At 59.3% G+C, this 13,994-nt stretch carries 14 protein-coding genes; 9 read left to right on the forward strand and 5 right to left on the reverse strand.

Annotated features, from left to right (window positions below; genetic code table 11):
- Positions 1 to 114 precede the first annotated feature (114 nt).
- The 3 genes from GOW04_RS05380 to GOW04_RS05390 all read right to left on the reverse strand — a co-directional run bounded on the left by GOW04_RS05380 (position 115) and on the right by GOW04_RS05390 (position 2,870).
- Positions 115 to 1,101 carry an MBL fold metallo-hydrolase gene (locus GOW04_RS05380; RefSeq protein ID WP_171231765.1) on the reverse strand — a complete coding sequence of 329 codons (987 nt, stop codon included), beginning with the start codon at positions 1,099 to 1,101 and terminating at the stop codon, positions 115 to 117.
- Positions 1,102 to 1,231: 130 nt separating this feature from the next.
- Positions 1,232 to 2,194 carry a LuxR C-terminal-related transcriptional regulator gene (locus GOW04_RS05385; protein ID WP_152457766.1) on the reverse strand — a complete coding sequence of 321 codons (963 nt, stop codon included), beginning with the start codon at positions 2,192 to 2,194 and terminating at the stop codon, positions 1,232 to 1,234.
- A 97-nt stretch (positions 2,195 to 2,291) separates the two neighbouring features.
- Positions 2,292 to 2,870 carry a lytic transglycosylase domain-containing protein gene (locus GOW04_RS05390; protein ID WP_152457765.1) on the reverse strand — a complete coding sequence of 193 codons (579 nt, stop codon included), beginning with the start codon at positions 2,868 to 2,870 and terminating at the stop codon, positions 2,292 to 2,294.
- 203 nt (positions 2,871 to 3,073) lie between these two features.
- On the opposite strand from GOW04_RS05390, the gene ssb reads away from it, so the two are divergent.
- Positions 3,074 to 3,562, forward strand: a complete 489-nt coding sequence (ssb, locus tag GOW04_RS05395) for a single-stranded DNA-binding protein (protein ID WP_152457764.1) — start codon at positions 3,074 to 3,076, stop codon at positions 3,560 to 3,562.
- 18 nt (positions 3,563 to 3,580) lie between these two features.
- A complete protein-coding gene (locus tag GOW04_RS05400; RefSeq protein ID WP_171231766.1) occupies positions 3,581 to 4,651 on the forward strand; it encodes a site-2 protease family protein in 1,071 nt (356 codons plus the stop codon).
- Positions 4,652 to 4,660: 9 nt separating this feature from the next.
- Here GOW04_RS05400 and aroB read toward each other — a convergent pair whose 3' ends face one another.
- Together aroB and GOW04_RS05410 are read right to left on the reverse strand one after the other, a co-directional pair.
- Entirely contained in the window at positions 4,661 to 5,773 is a 1,113-nt protein-coding gene (gene aroB, locus GOW04_RS05405; protein ID WP_171231767.1) for a 3-dehydroquinate synthase, read from the reverse strand.
- Positions 5,774 to 6,361, reverse strand: a complete 588-nt coding sequence (locus GOW04_RS05410; RefSeq protein ID WP_152457761.1) for a shikimate kinase — start codon at positions 6,359 to 6,361, stop codon at positions 5,774 to 5,776. It abuts the gene before it with no gap.
- Between the two features lie 79 nt (positions 6,362 to 6,440).
- On the opposite strand from GOW04_RS05410, the gene GOW04_RS05415 reads away from it, so the two are divergent.
- From GOW04_RS05415 to GOW04_RS05445, 7 genes are all read left to right on the forward strand, one after another.
- Positions 6,441 to 6,590 carry a hypothetical protein gene (locus GOW04_RS05415; protein WP_171168466.1) on the forward strand — a complete coding sequence of 50 codons (150 nt, stop codon included), beginning with the start codon at positions 6,441 to 6,443 and terminating at the stop codon, positions 6,588 to 6,590.
- Positions 6,580 to 8,100 (forward strand): hypothetical protein, encoded by a 1,521-nt coding sequence (locus GOW04_RS05420; RefSeq protein ID WP_171231768.1) that lies wholly within the window; start codon positions 6,580 to 6,582, stop codon positions 8,098 to 8,100. Before GOW04_RS05415 ends, GOW04_RS05420 begins: the two co-directional genes overlap by 11 nt.
- 2 nt (positions 8,101 to 8,102) lie before the next feature.
- Positions 8,103 to 9,059, forward strand: a complete 957-nt coding sequence (locus GOW04_RS05425; protein ID WP_171231769.1) for a site-specific tyrosine recombinase XerD — start codon at positions 8,103 to 8,105, stop codon at positions 9,057 to 9,059.
- Between the two features lie 63 nt (positions 9,060 to 9,122).
- Positions 9,123 to 10,430, forward strand: a complete 1,308-nt coding sequence (locus tag GOW04_RS05430) for an HlyC/CorC family transporter (RefSeq protein ID WP_171231770.1) — start codon at positions 9,123 to 9,125, stop codon at positions 10,428 to 10,430.
- A gap of 19 nt (positions 10,431 to 10,449) precedes the next feature.
- A complete protein-coding gene (locus tag GOW04_RS05435; RefSeq protein WP_171231771.1) occupies positions 10,450 to 10,608 on the forward strand; it encodes a hypothetical protein in 159 nt (52 codons plus the stop codon).
- Positions 10,609 to 10,844: 236 nt separating this feature from the next.
- The gene (locus GOW04_RS05440) at positions 10,845 to 13,262 is read left to right on the forward strand and encodes an FAD-dependent oxidoreductase (protein WP_171231772.1); all 2,418 of its coding nucleotides are present in this window, start codon (positions 10,845 to 10,847) and stop codon (positions 13,260 to 13,262) included.
- 31 nt (positions 13,263 to 13,293) lie between these two features.
- The gene (locus GOW04_RS05445) at positions 13,294 to 13,893 is read left to right on the forward strand and encodes an NTP transferase domain-containing protein (protein WP_171231773.1); all 600 of its coding nucleotides are present in this window, start codon (positions 13,294 to 13,296) and stop codon (positions 13,891 to 13,893) included.
- Positions 13,894 to 13,994: the final 101 nt, after the last annotated feature.

Here is a 13,994-nt window from a genome sequence, read left to right on the forward strand (position 1 = left end):
TTCTGAACCTTGAAAAAGGGCCGGTCAGGGACCGGCCCTTTCTTTTGGCGCCGTGGTTTCTTGGGGAGACAGGCGGCGCTTGGGAGTGGCGTGAGTGGCGACCCCGGTAATTCGTCAGCCGGTCATGACGTTGTTGCCAAAATGCATGAATTCCTGGTTCATTCCGGCAATGTCACCGGCTTCAAGCTGAAGGCTGGCACTGTCAAGCATCTTGTAGCTCTGCTGCCCCTTCACCCAGTCGTCGGCAGATTGCAGAGTGGTCAGCGTGTAGGATGTGACCTCGTTCAGGTAATGTGTGGGGATGATCACCTTGGGCTTGAGCTTGGATACGATGTCGTTGCCCTGATCGAAGCTGAGGATATGTTCCGAGCCATCAACCGGCAGCGTCAGAACATCCACCCGTCCGATCGCGTCCCAGAACTCCTGCGGCGGGTTGTGGCGGTTGTCGCCCCAGATCAGCGCTCGAATGCCGCCGGTCTCGACCAGATAGACGACCATATCCATGTGGCCCACGTTGTTCGGCGGGCAGGCTTCCACGCCGAACTCGGCCAGCGCATTGGTCCAATCATACCATCCCGGCGCGACACAGGCGTGCTTGTCGGCAAAACCGGTGATCTTGATGTCTGCAAACTCGAAATTGCCCACCATGCGATCCAGCACCATGGTCGAGCTTGGGCGTTCAATCGCATCGTGATCGAAATGGGCATGGGTCGACAGGGTGATGTCCACCGGGATTTGCGGGAATTCGTTGCGGAACCAAAGCCCCCATGCGCCCGACGGATCATCGCGCCAGGGATCAAACAGCACTGTTGCGCCATTGGGCGAGGTGATCTTGATCGCACAATGACCATAATAGTCGATGCCAACCGTCCCGGTGCTGGCCTGACCCGTTGTGCCTTGCAGATCGATCACGTGGTTGTTGTTGCCCGGCTGTAGCCACGCCTGAGACTGCGCCTGAGCCGATCTTGCGCCCAGTACGGAAGCGGTCGCGCCGACACCGACAGCCCCCGCCGCCATAAAGAAAGACCGGCGAGACAGCCCCGGCGCCAGATGATCCTTGTCCCCGTTCAGGATGGTTGGTTTCAGATCTTTGCGATCCATTTTTGTGTACCTCTCTGTTGGACATGTGCAGGTTTTCCGCACGTCCCAACCAAAGGTAACAAGCCAAGGCATCTTGGCTCAGACCGAAAAAATGGGGGCGGAATATGGGGCAAAACCCCATATTCCGTGTTCACGAAATCGAGAGCAAATGACTGCGCAGGTTCTGGCTGCGCCCTTCAAGGCCCAGCTTGCGGCGAATGTTGTTGCGGTGAAAATCGATTGTCGATGTTTCTCGGGACAGGGCCTTGGCGATGTCCTTGGTTGTTTTTCCAAACATGACCATCTGCGCAATCTCGATCTCGGTCGGGGTCATTGCTGCAAACGCATCCGTCAGTTTGTCCGACAATGAAGACGTGATCTCGTTCAGGTTCTTCTCGGCCAACTCAAGATAGACATACTTTGCTTCGTCCCCTGAAAGCTGCGTTCGAGCCTTTTCCAGATAGGGCAGAACTCGGCCGCGCACCTGTTCGACAATTTCGTGATCGCGGTTTTTGCGTTCGTCATCCAGACTGGACAGCAGGACGCGCAGCGCCGTGTTGGTTTCCTGCAACTCACGGGTACGATCCGCGACACGGGTTTCAAGCTGCGCCAGTGTTTCGTTGAGCTTCTCTTCCAGCGCGCGGCGCAGGTAAACCTCTTGCAACAAAGCCAAATCCGACTCGACCATGCGTGCGAACTGCGCCAACCCTTCGCGGAACAACAAGGCACGCCGGTTCTGCTTTCGATCCAGAACACAAATCGTTCCGAACACCGATCCATCGGGCCATTTAAGCGGCAGGCCGATGTAAAATGTCATCCCATGTTCCAGATCGTCATTGTCGGCCCAATCCGGATCGCAGGCTGCATCCTCAACCACCAGTTCTCCGTCCCGTTGCAGGACGCCCTGACAATAAAGTTTGGGATTCAACTGGAAACTCAAACCAACCGGATACGGGTTTTCGGGATGATCCGACGTGATCAGCACCGCGTGATCCGGTGCGTCGGTTTTCATGATCAGGCTTGCGGGCACATCCGCCAATTCCGCGACCAGATCAACCAGTTGCTGCCAGTTGGCCAGCGTTTCTTGCGGAATCTCAGGGTGGTCAACAGGCATGAGGCGGCCTCACCAGTTACTGGACGATACCCTTTCAGATTAGTTGGACTGGTTGAGCCTGATCAAGAACCGGACGTTCTGCGCCGCGGCATCGGGTTTATCCGCCCCAGATGACCTTCACGTAGTTCTGGGTTTCCTTGTATGGCGGTATGCCGCCATGCTTTTCCACCGCTTTTGGGCCGGCATTGTAGGCGGCCAAAGCCAGTGGCCAGGATTTGAACTTGCGATACTGCCAGGACAGGTATCTGGCCCCACCTTCGAGATTCTGCTTGGGGTCATGCGGGTTGACCCCCAGAAGCTCGGCGGTCTGAGGCATCAATTGCGCCAATCCCAGAGCACCCTTGTGAGACTTCGCGTGAGGGTTCCATCCGCTTTCCTGCTGAACAAGGCGAAGGAACAAGTCTTCGGGAATGTTGTGAAGGCGGGCAGCCTGTTTCGCCAGATCCAGATACTGGCCGCGATACTTGCCAGTATATCGCTTGCCGGTATGCGCACGGGATGTCTTGGGTTTCAACCTCGCGGAGTCGCGATACTGCGTCGCCGCACGGGAATCCAGAATCTTGGACTGCTTGAGGAAGATATCCTTGCGGCTTTTGGTAGATAGAGTTTGCGCCTGCACAGGCAAAACGGCCAGCACAAGGCAGACAACAGAAAACCCAGCAACCCAAGAACGCATCAATGCCTATCCTGCTCGATAAGAAACCAGTCGGATTATAGGTATTCCCACAAAAAATGAAAGCTTGGTAAAGGCCAAAGTAAGACTCTTGCCCAACACTGTTGTATCTACTGTTTTCATCCATGATGCAGGCCGTATAGGGTCTCACGAAACAAGTCGCGCCAGATTCGGCGCACATACGCGAAAACAGAACGAGGAATTACATGGCGGGTTCAGTCAACAAGGTCATTCTGGTAGGTAATCTTGGCCGCGACCCCGAGGTCCGGTCGTTCCAGAACGGCGGAAAGGTTTGCAATCTGCGCATTGCCACGTCAGAGAACTGGAAAGACCGCAACACGGGCGAACGCCGCGAACGCACGGAATGGCACTCGGTCGCAATCTTCTCGGAACCGCTGGCCCGTATTGCAGAGCAATACCTGCGCAAAGGCAGCAAGGTTTATATCGAAGGCCAGCTGGAAACCCGAAAATGGCAGGATCAGTCCGGGCAAGACCGTTATACAACCGAGGTTGTTCTGCGCCCCTACCGCGGTGAATTGACCTTGCTCGACAGCCGCGGCGAAGGCGGCGGCAGCGGCGGTGGTTACGGCGGCGGCCAAGCCGGTGGCAGCGGGTACGGAGATCCTTACGGCGGTCCGTCCAGTTCCCCGGCACCGGCATCGGGTGGAATCGACGACGACGAGATTCCGTTCTAGAAAATTCGGAGACACGACATGACATGGTCCTTTTCTCTCGGCCGGTTGCTCGGGTCCGAACTGAGGGTCCATGTCACGTTTTTCCTGCTTCTGGCCTGGGTAGGCTTTGCCGCCTATTCCGCCGGTGGCCTGCCGGCCGCCATAGACAACCTGTTGTTTGTTCTGGCCTTGTTTGCCTGTGTGGTCGCGCATGAATTCGGTCATGCCCTCATGGCGCGGCGCTTTGGAATCAAGACCCCAGACATAACACTGTTGCCGATCGGCGGGTTGGCCCGACTTGAAAGGATGCCGGAAAAACCGATGCAAGAAGTGCTTGTGGCACTTGCAGGTCCGGCGGTGAACATCGTGATCTGGGTCATACTGGTCGCCTTCGGAGCGGGAGTGCCGATCGAGACGCTTTCCCAGATCGATTCACCGGGTATCGGGTTTCTGAACAGGCTGGCCTACATCAACCTGCTGCTGGCCGTATTCAACATGATCCCGGCCTTCCCCATGGACGGAGGGCGCGTATTCCGCGCCCTTCTGTGCCTGCGCATGGACCGCGTCAAAGCAACACGCGTGGCTGCGGTCGGAGGTCAGATCGTTGCGGTGGGTCTGGGTTTTTTGGGGCTGAGCTCAGGCAACCCGTTTCTCGTGCTCATCGCCGTGTTCGTGTTCATCGCCGCCAACGCCGAAAGCCAGGACGTCGCCCTGCGCTCCGCAGCGCGCCGGGTACTGGCCCGGGACGCGATGATCACCGAGTTTCACGCGCTTTCCCCCGACGATACGCTGAGCACGGCGGCGCAAGCCGTGATCCACACCACGCAACACGAATTCCCTGTATTGGACTCAAGCCAGGCCCTGCTGGGATTCGTCACGCGTGAACGGCTGTTTGCTGCGCTGGCAAGTGACCAACCCAGATCAGCACGCGCCACGTCGATCATGGACGCGGCGGTCCCCTCGGTTTCGCTTACCACCGGGCTCGAGACAGTTCTGGAGCACTTGCACAACGGCGCTCCGGCCATCGCTGTGGTCACTCGGGGTGGTCGCATGATGGGTTACATCACGCGCGAGAACATCGGTGAACTGATGGTCATTCAGGGGCGCTAGGCCTTCAGGTCAAGCCGTGGCAAGCGCATCCGACAGGACCGAAAGAACCGCATCTTTCGGCACATCTGAGGTCACGAACGCTTCTCCGATCCCACGCGCCAGAATAAACCGAAGCTGGCCATCCACGACTTTCTTGTCCTGTCCCATAAGATCCACCAGCGCCTCGGCGCTTGGCAATTCGCCCGGAATATCGGCCAGATCCGTCTTCATCCCCATCGCGCGCAAATGCGCGCGCACCCGGCTTGGGTCCTCTTGCGAACACAAACCCAGGCGCGATGACAACTCAAACGCCAGCGCGCAGCCAATTGCCACACCTTCGCCATGCAGAAGGCGGTCGGAATAACCCGTCGCGGCCTCCAGGGCGTGGCAGAAGGTGTGCCCCAGATTGAGAAGAGCCCTGTCACCTTGTTCGGTTTCATCCCGCGCGACGATGTCGGCCTTCATTTGCACCGAGCGCGTCACCGCATGCACACGGGCCGCCATGTCACCCGAGGAAACGCTTGGCCCGTGCGCCTCAAGCCAATCAAAGAACTTCGCGTCGCCAAGCAATCCGTATTTCACGACCTCGCCATAGCCCGACAAGAAGTCTCTTTGGGTCATGGTCCCCAGAACAGAGGTGTCCGCCAGAACCAGCGAGGGTTGATGAAACGCGCCGATCAGGTTTTTGCCCTGTGGTGCGTTGATCCCGGTCTTTCCACCGACCGAGCTGTCCACTTGCGCCAGCAATGACGTTGGAATCTGCACAAAGCGAACACCGCGCCGCAAAACCGCCGCTGCAAAGCCTGCTAGATCTCCGATGACGCCGCCCCCCAAGGCCACGACGACATCCCGGCGTTCGACTTTTTCTGCGAGCAGCCACTCGACAGCGCGCTCGAAATGCGGCCAGCTTTTGGTTGCCTCTCCGGCGGGCAGCGCCAGCGCGGTCATCTCGATCCCCGCGGCATTCAGCCCGGCGCGCAGCGCCTCAAGATGCAAACCGGCCACGTTTTCATCCGTCAAAACCGCGACTTTTGGCCGGGCCAGAAGTGGTGATATCCAGCCCCCCGCCCGCGTCAGAAGATCCGGACCGATTTCAACATCATAGGATCGGTCACCCAGGTCCACATGTACTGTTTGGTGCATTTATTTGAGTTCCAAAACATCAGGGCGCGCCAACAGAGCGTCGACAACGCGGCCTACCATATTTTCGATCGAGGTCTCGCCATCCGAATCCACTGTCAGATCGGCCTCAGCATAAACCGGCACGCGGGCCTCGTAGAGGGATTTCAGCGTTGCATAGGGATCGTCGGTGCGCAGCAGAGGACGGGTGTCTTTGTGGCGCACACGGTTCCACAGAACATTCAGATCCGCGCGCAGCCAGACGGCAGCGCCCTTTTCGGCGATGATGCGACGGTTTTCCGGCTGGAGAAACGCCCCCCCACCCGTTGAAAGAATGCCTTTTTGTTCATCCAGCAAGCGCCCGATGACCTGCGATTCCTTGGTGCGAAAGAAAGGTTCGCCGTCACGCTCAAAGATTTCAGGAATGGTCATGTTGGCGGCTGATTCGATCTCTGCATCGCTGTCCAGAAACGGAACACCCAGACGTGCGGCCAACGCGCGACCCACCGCAGTCTTGCCAGCCCCCATCATCCCCACCAGAACCACGGTTTTGTGCAGATCAAAACCACCCTGTGTGTCTGTGGAATGTGTGTTATGCTTAATTTCGCTCATTTAAACGTGAATGACGTGATCTTGGGAAAAATGCCAGTTATAACTTGGCCAAAATCAAAAATTGAGGCAGCGTGGGGCCATGGGCCGACTGATCAAATTCCTGATATATGTTCTTTGCCTGGTATTCATTGGGCTGGTCGCCTACGCCTATGTTGGCCCATTCTTTGGCGCGGATTTTTCTGCGCCTCAAAGCGAAATCCGCGAACCGGTCGTATTGGATGTCAACTAAACAGGCGCTGTTGGCGGTCTTTCTGGCGGGATCGGCACATGCGCAGACCCCGTTATCCGCGATCGAGTGGCTTGCGGATCCGCCGGAAAACCTGCCCGGAACCGTATTGCTGGAACCGCCGGTGGCACAGAACGGTGGATTGCCCGAAATTGAGGTCACGCCGCTTGAAGCGTTGTCGCAACCTTTGGGCCTGGTCGCATCATCCGTCACCGGGTTGCCCGTGGATTTGTGGCAAGGCAGCGATGCGAACCGGCTGGCGGAGCTGATCGCGAAGACGCCCGTTCGCGACAACCCGGCCATGCAACGCCTGTTGTTTACATTGCTTCTGTCGGAAACCCGGGCGCCGGCGGGCCCTGATGCGCAAGAGATTATGCTGCTGGCGCGGCTGGACCGTCTGATGCAACTGGGCGCGGCTGATCCCGTGCAATCGCTGGTTCAACTGGCCGGGCCGACCGATACACAGGATCGGTTTCAGCGCTGGTTTGACGCAACGCTGCTGACCGGCGATGAGGATCGCAGCTGCACCGCCCTTATCGCCGAACCGCACCTGTCAAAGGACTACGCCGCGCAAGTGTTCTGCAAAGCCCGGCGCGGAGATTGGGCATCGGCCGCGTTGACGCTTGAGGCCGCGCATGCCCTGGACATCCTCCCACCGGAAGAGCTGGCGGTTCTGGATCGTTTTCTAAGCCCTGAACTCTATGAAGGCGCGGCTTATCTGCCCCAACCTGAAAACCCGGATCCATTGAGTTTCCGACTGTTCGAAGCGATCGGAGAGCGGCTTCCTTCCGCCTCGTTGCCACGCGCTTTCGCCAACGCGGATCTTCGGGATGTGGCCGGATGGAAAGCGCAGATCGAAGCCGCCGAACGGCTTACACGCATTGGCGCCTTGACGCCCAATCAATTGCTTGGACTTTATACCGAAAGGTCCCCGGCAGCGTCCGGCGCAGTTTGGGACCGGGTCGCGGCCATCCAACGATTTGAAAGCGCGTTGGATACGCGAAACGCTGAAGCTATCGGAAAAACGCTGCCACCGGTCTGGCAGCAGATGCGCAGCGTCGGGCTTGAAGTGCCCTTCGCCGAATTGTTCGCCGAGCGTCTGTCGAAGGTTTCGCTGTCGGTGCCTGCGACTGAAAACCTTCGCTGGCGCATTCTGATGCTGTCTGGCCTTTATGAACAGGCTGCACAATCAGCACCGGACAACTCGATCGATACCCTGTTTCTTGCGGCGCTGGCGCAGGGTGATCCGGGGCGGGCGGTTTCTCCTTCTCCGTTGGCCGACGCTGTTTCTCAGGGGTTTGCATGGGCGGCACCCGTACCCAACGACATTGACGCCTTACTGGACAACGGTCAGCTTGGTGAAGCCATACTGGAAGCCATGCAGCTGTTTGCGCATGGTGCACGGGGCAATCTGGTGGATCTGACCGCAGCAATTGCAACCTTCCGACGCGTGGGCCTGGAAGACACCGCGCGGCGTGCTGCGCTGAGCCTGTTGATCCTGCGAGAACGTTGAAGATGGCTATTCCGGCGACAAACGAACTGTGGATTTCGACCTTTCTACAGGCCCAGGCGGCGGAACTTGGCGCGGCGACAAACACGTTGCTGGCCTATGGCCGCGATCTGAAAGACTTTGCATCCTGGTTGCAGCACAGGGGATCCGGATTCGATCAGGCAGATCGTGATCAGATCGAGGCCTATCTGATCGACTGCCAGGCACAGGGCCTGTCGCGCTCCACCCGCGCGCGGCGATTGTCGGCGATAAAACAGCTGTACCGCTTTGCGTTCGAGGAAGGCTGGAGCGAGACGAACCCCGCCATCCAGATCAAAGGTCCGGGGCGGCAGAAGCGACTGCCCAAAACGCTGGACGTGCCCGAAGTCGACCGTCTTCTGGCAGCCGCCCGACAAACCGGCCGCAGCAAGGCCGATCGCATACGCAATACCTGTTTGATGGAAGTTCTCTACGCCACCGGGATGCGTGTGACCGAACTTGTGTCCCTGCCCGTTTCCTCGGCCCGTGGCGATCCGCGTATGTTGCTGGTGATGGGCAAAGGCGGCAAGGAACGCATGGTGCCCCTGTCTCCACCGGCGCGGGATGCTTTGGCTGTCTGGTTGACCGTGCGGGACGAAGCCGAAGACCAGACCGTCGAGAAAGGCGGTCAAAGGTCCCGTTTTCTGTTTCCGTCGCGCGGCAAATCCGGCCACCTGACGCGGCACAGGTTTTTTCTGCTGGTCAAGGAACTGGCCGTTCAGGGTGGCGTTTCGCCCGAGAAAGTCACCCCGCATACCCTGCGCCATGCCTTTGCCACGCATCTGCTGGCCAACGGCGCTGATCTGCGTTCGATCCAGACCTTGTTGGGTCATGCCGACGTTGCAACGACCGAGATTTATACTCATGTTCTGGATGAACGGCTGTCGGAACTGGTGTTGCAACACCACCCGCTGAGCAAAGACCCTGACGAAGACCGGGGCTAAGCCCTTGATCCAGCAGCGCGGCATCCCCATAACGGATGCGTCGCCCTAACCCACCAAGGACCAATGGAACCCTCATCTTCTCTGATCGACAGCGCATTCTGGTTTACGTCAGGCGCGATCCTCTTGTTGCTCGTTTTGTCCGGCTTTTTCTCGGGTTCGGAAACGGCGCTTACAGCCTCTTCTCGCGGAAAACTGCGGGCGCAGGCCGACAAGGGATCACGGGGCGCAAAAAAGGCGCTGGAAATCACCGATGACAATGAACGCCTGATCGGCTCGGTTCTTCTGGGCAACAACCTTGTCAACATCCTGGCGGCCTCGCTGGCGACGGCCTTGTTCACCCGTTTGTTCGGCGAAAGCGGCGTGGCGTTGGCGACCCTAGTCATGACTTTGCTGGTGCTGATCTTTGCCGAAGTGCTGCCCAAGACCTACGCCATCACCAATTCCGAAAAGGCCGCGGCGGCTGTCGCGCCGATCATCAGCGTCGTCGTGACGGTGTTTTCACCCATTGTGGCCGCGGTGCGGCTGCTGGTGCGCGGTGTGTTGCGCCTGTTCGGCGTGCAGATCGATCCCGACAGCAACATTCTGGCTGTACGCGAAGAGATTGCCGGCGCCTTGCAACTTGGTCATTCCGAAGGCGTGGTCGAAAAGGAAGACCGCGACCGCATCTTGGGTGCGCTGGATCTGGGCGACCGGACGGTGGAAGAGATCATGCTGCACCGCTCGAATATCGAGATGATCGACGCCAATGCCGCCCCCGAGGAAATCCTGAAACAATGTCTGCAAAGCCCCCACACCCGTCTGCCTGTGTTCCGGGACGAGCCGGAAAACATCGTGGGTGTTGTCCACGCCAAGGACCTCTTTCGCGCCATGTATGCGCAGGCAGGCAGCAGCGACGGCGGGACCGACCGTTTGGCAAGCTTTGACATCGGAAAGGTGGCAAACGACCCTTACTTTGTGCCCGAAACCACGACGCTGGACGACCAGATGCGGGAATTCCTGCGCATGCACAGCCATTTTGCATTGGTTGTGGATGAATATGGGTCACTGCGAGGCCTGATCACGCTTGAAGATATTCTTGAAGAAATCGTGGGCGAGATTGCCGATGAGTTCGACATAGACGAAGAGGTTCCGGTAACACGCATCGAAGATGGCCAGTATCTGGTTGAAGGTTCCATGACGATCCGGGATGCCAACAGGGCACTGGACTGGTCTCTGCCGGATGACGAGGCGAACACGCTGGCCGGTCTTGTGATTCACGAGGCCCAGATGATCCCTGACGTCGGTCAGGTGTTTTCGTTCCACGGTTTCCGGTTCGAGGTCACGGCGCGTGAAGGCAACCGCATCACCGGACTGAAAGTGCGCCCCCTGTAGCTCTTGCGATTTTTCTGAAATGTTCCGCGCGCTGCCCAAGCGCCTGTCGTCAACCGAACGACCCAATTGCGCTGAACCGGGCGCGGATACTCCGATCATCGCAAAGTCCGGCCCAAGCACGGAGCTGGGCGAGATGGGCCAGTTTGATCACCCCGACTTTGTTGCCGCCGTGCAATAAAGTGAAAAAGCGGCCTTTCCGGCCGAAAAACCACCGGGCGATGTCGTGCTGAACGAGGCGCAGGCCGTCTGTTTGTTTGCCCTCGGTTACAAGTATCGACGCACTTTAGCTGCGCGAGAAGGCTGTGCAAATCCAAAGCTGGTGCAATAGGTGACATGCGACACTTGTTGTCGCTAACAGACGAGTAATATCCCCATCGGCTCGACACTTTTTTCAAAATCATGGGGAGGAACACTGTGAAAACCACCTGTCAGGTTGCCGTCATCGGGGGCGGCGTCGTCGGTTGTTCGGTGCTCTATCACCTGACCAAGCTGGGTTGGTCCGACGTGATGTTGCTGGAGCGGTCGGAACTGACCAGCGGATCGACCTGGCACGCGGCGGGCGGGTTTCATACGCTGAACGGCGACACCAACATGGCCGCACTGCAAGGCTATACCATCCGGCTGTACAAGGAGTTGGAAGAGATCACTGGCATGTCTTGCGGGCTGCACCATGTGGGCGGCATTACGCTGGCTGACAACCAGGACCGGTTCGACATGCTGCTGGCCGAACGCGCCAAGCATCGCTTTATGGGGCTGGAGACCGAGATCGTCGGCCCCGACGAGATCAAGAAGATCGCCCCCATCACCAACACCGACGGCATCATCGGCGCGCTCTATGACCCTTTGGACGGACACCTCGACCCCTCGGGCACGACCCACGCCTATGCCAAGGCCGCGCGCATGGGCGGAGCCACGATCGAGACCCACTGCATGGTGCGCGAGACCAACCAGCGCCCCGACGGCACATGGGACGTTGTGACCGACAAGGGCACCATCCACGCTGAGCATATCGTCAACGCCGGCGGCCTCTGGGCGCGCGAGGTGGGCGCGATGGCGGGCATCTACTTCCCGCTACACCCGATGGAACACCAATACCTGGTCACCGACAACATCCCCGAAATCGAGGCGATCATCGACGCAGGCGGCGAGCATCCGCACGTCATGGACCCGGCCGGCGAGAGCTATCTGCGGCAGGAAGGGCGCGGCCTGTGCATCGGCTTCTACGAACAACCCTGCAAGCCTTGGGCGGTGGACGGCACGCCGTGGGAGTTCGGCCACGAGCTGCTGCCCGATGATTTCGACAAGATCACCGACTCGATCGAGTTCGCCTATCGCCGTTTCCCGGTTCTGGCCGAGGCCGGAGTTAAATCGGTGATCCACGGCCCCTTCACCTTTGCCCCCGACGGCAACCCGCTGGTCGGGCCGGTGCCGTGCGTGCGCAACTACTGGTCGGCCTGCGGCGTGATGGCCGGGTTCAGCCAGGGCGGCGGCGTCGGCCTGACGCTGGCGCAATGGATGATCGAGGGCGAGCCCGAGCGCGACGTCTTTGCCATGGACGTCGCCCGCTTCGGCGACTGGATCACCCCCGGCTATACCCGCCCCAAGGTGATCGAGAACTATCAGAAGCGTTTCTCTGTCGCCTATCCCAACGAGGAACTGCCCGCCGCGCGGCCCAACCGCACCACGCCGATGTATGACATCTTCAGCGATCTGGGCGCCGTCTGGGGCCAGCAATACGGGCTCGAGGTCGCCAACTATTTCGCGCAAGCGGGCGAGCCGAGCTATGAAACCCCGTCCTTCCGCCGCTCGGACGCGTTTGCGGCAACGGGCCGCGAGGCGCGTGCCGTGCGCGGGGGCGTGGGTATCAACGAGGTGCATAATTTCGGCAAATACCTTGTGACAGGTCCGCGCGCCCGCGACTGGCTGGATCGGATCTTGACCGGGCGCATCCCCGCCCCGGGCCGCCTGTCGCTGACCCCGATGCTGTCGCCCAAGGGCAAGCTGATCGGCGATTTCACCGTGTCCTGCCTGGGCGAGGAGGAATTCCAACTCACCGCCTCATATGGTGCGCAGAACTTCCACATGCGCTGGTTTCAGCAACATCAGGAAGACGGCGCAACCGTTGAAAACATCTCTGACCGCCGCAACGGCTTCCAGATCGCAGGCCCCAAAGCCCGCGAGGTTCTGGCCGCCTGCACCCGCGCCGATATCAGCGGCATGCGCTTCATGGACGTGCGCCGCATGGTCGTTGGCATGACCGACTGCATCGTGCAGCGGGTCAGCTATACCGGCGACCTGGGGTTCGAGATCTATTGCGATCCGATGGCGCAGCGCCAGCTTTGGTGGACCCTATGGCAGGCCGGCCAATCGCACGGCATGGTGCCCTTCGGCATGCGCGCGATGATGAGCCTGCGGCTCGACAAGTTCTTCGGCTCGTGGATGCGCGAATTCTCACCCGACTACACCCCCGCCGAAACCGGGCTCGACCGCTTCGTCGCCTTCGACAAGACCGTCGATTTTATCGGGCGCACTGTCGCCGAGACGGAACGTGCTACAGGCCCCGCGCGCAGGTTGGTGGCCTTCGAGGTCGACGCAGACGACGCCGACGTGAACGCCTATGAACCGATCTGGCTGGATGGCACTGTCGTGGGCTTCTGCACCTCGGGCGGTTATTCGCATTATGCCCGCAAGTCCGTCGCCATCGGTTTTCTGCCAACCGAACGCGCAGCAGAAGGGCTTGAAGTCAAGATCGAAATACTGGGCCAGATGCGCAAGGCAAAGGTCATCTCGACACCCTTGTTTGACGCAGATGGCGCCCGAATGAGGGGATGACTCGCGCTCGGGCCCACGGCATTGTACCGAAATGACCGAAATACCCATTATCCTTTTGGCGGCGGGTCAATCCAGCCGCATGGGCGGCATCGACAAATTGATGCAGCCGATCAACGGTATTCCGTTGGTCGCACGCTCGGCACGCACAGCCTCCGCCGTGGGTCCTGTGATTGTCGCCCTGCCCCCTGAACCAAATCCCAGATATGGCGCACTTGATGGCATGGATGTTCAGATCGTTCCGGTCCGGGATGCGGCAGAAGGCATGAACGCCAGTTTGCGCGCCGCAATCCAAAAACTGCCGCCGGATGCTCCCGCCGCGATGGTTTTGCTGGCCGATCTGCCCGATCTGACTCAGGCTGACCTGACAACAATCCTGAAAGCGCGACTAACCCATCCCGACTACCTGATCTGGCGTGGTACAACCGAGGATGGAAAGCCCGGTCATCCGGTGGTGTTTGACAGATCCCTTTTTGGTCAACTGTCACAGTTGCAGGGGGACGACGGTGCACAAGAGATCGTGCGGGAGCATAAAGACTTTGTTCATCTGCATCCGCTGCCCGGCCGAAACGCACTTTTGGATCTGGATACCCTGGATGACTGGAAGGCCTGGCGCAAAAAACATGCCCCCTGAACAAACACGGCCCGGTCTTATCGACCGGGCCGGTGCCCAAAACAGGACTACCACTTTGCTCAATCTCCAAAGTGTGGCCAGTGTGCTTTCAGAAACACTCC

This window comes from Ruegeria sp. HKCCA4812 (assembly GCF_013034245.1).
In the GTDB taxonomy this organism is placed as follows: Bacteria; Pseudomonadota; Alphaproteobacteria; order Rhodobacterales; family Rhodobacteraceae; genus Ruegeria.

Bases quoted from the DNA above. Each gene is read 5' to 3' on its own strand.
- GOW04_RS05425 (WP_171231769.1), top strand. From the start codon at position 8,103: ATGGCTATTCCGGCGACAAACGAACTGTGGATTTCGACCTTTCTACAG.
- GOW04_RS05445 (WP_171231773.1), top strand. From the start codon at position 13,294: ATGACCGAAATACCCATTATCCTTTTGGCGGCGGGTCAATCCAGCCGC.
- GOW04_RS05420 (WP_171231768.1), top strand. From the start codon at position 6,580: ATGTCAACTAAACAGGCGCTGTTGGCGGTCTTTCTGGCGGGATCGGCA.
- GOW04_RS05385 (WP_152457766.1), bottom strand. From the start codon at position 2,194: ATGCCTGTTGACCACCCTGAGATTCCGCAAGAAACGCTGGCCAACTGG.
- GOW04_RS05435 (WP_171231771.1), top strand. From the start codon at position 10,450: ATGTTCCGCGCGCTGCCCAAGCGCCTGTCGTCAACCGAACGACCCAAT.
- GOW04_RS05430 (WP_171231770.1), top strand. From the start codon at position 9,123: ATGGAACCCTCATCTTCTCTGATCGACAGCGCATTCTGGTTTACGTCA.
- GOW04_RS05380 (WP_171231765.1), bottom strand. From the start codon at position 1,101: ATGGATCGCAAAGATCTGAAACCAACCATCCTGAACGGGGACAAGGAT.
- GOW04_RS05410 (WP_152457761.1), bottom strand. From the start codon at position 6,361: ATGAGCGAAATTAAGCATAACACACATTCCACAGACACACAGGGTGGT.
- GOW04_RS05415 (WP_171168466.1), top strand. From the start codon at position 6,441: ATGGGCCGACTGATCAAATTCCTGATATATGTTCTTTGCCTGGTATTC.
- GOW04_RS05400 (WP_171231766.1), top strand. From the start codon at position 3,581: ATGACATGGTCCTTTTCTCTCGGCCGGTTGCTCGGGTCCGAACTGAGG.
- aroB (WP_171231767.1), bottom strand. From the start codon at position 5,773: ATGCACCAAACAGTACATGTGGACCTGGGTGACCGATCCTATGATGTT.
- ssb (WP_152457764.1), top strand. From the start codon at position 3,074: ATGGCGGGTTCAGTCAACAAGGTCATTCTGGTAGGTAATCTTGGCCGC.
- GOW04_RS05390 (WP_152457765.1), bottom strand. From the start codon at position 2,870: ATGCGTTCTTGGGTTGCTGGGTTTTCTGTTGTCTGCCTTGTGCTGGCC.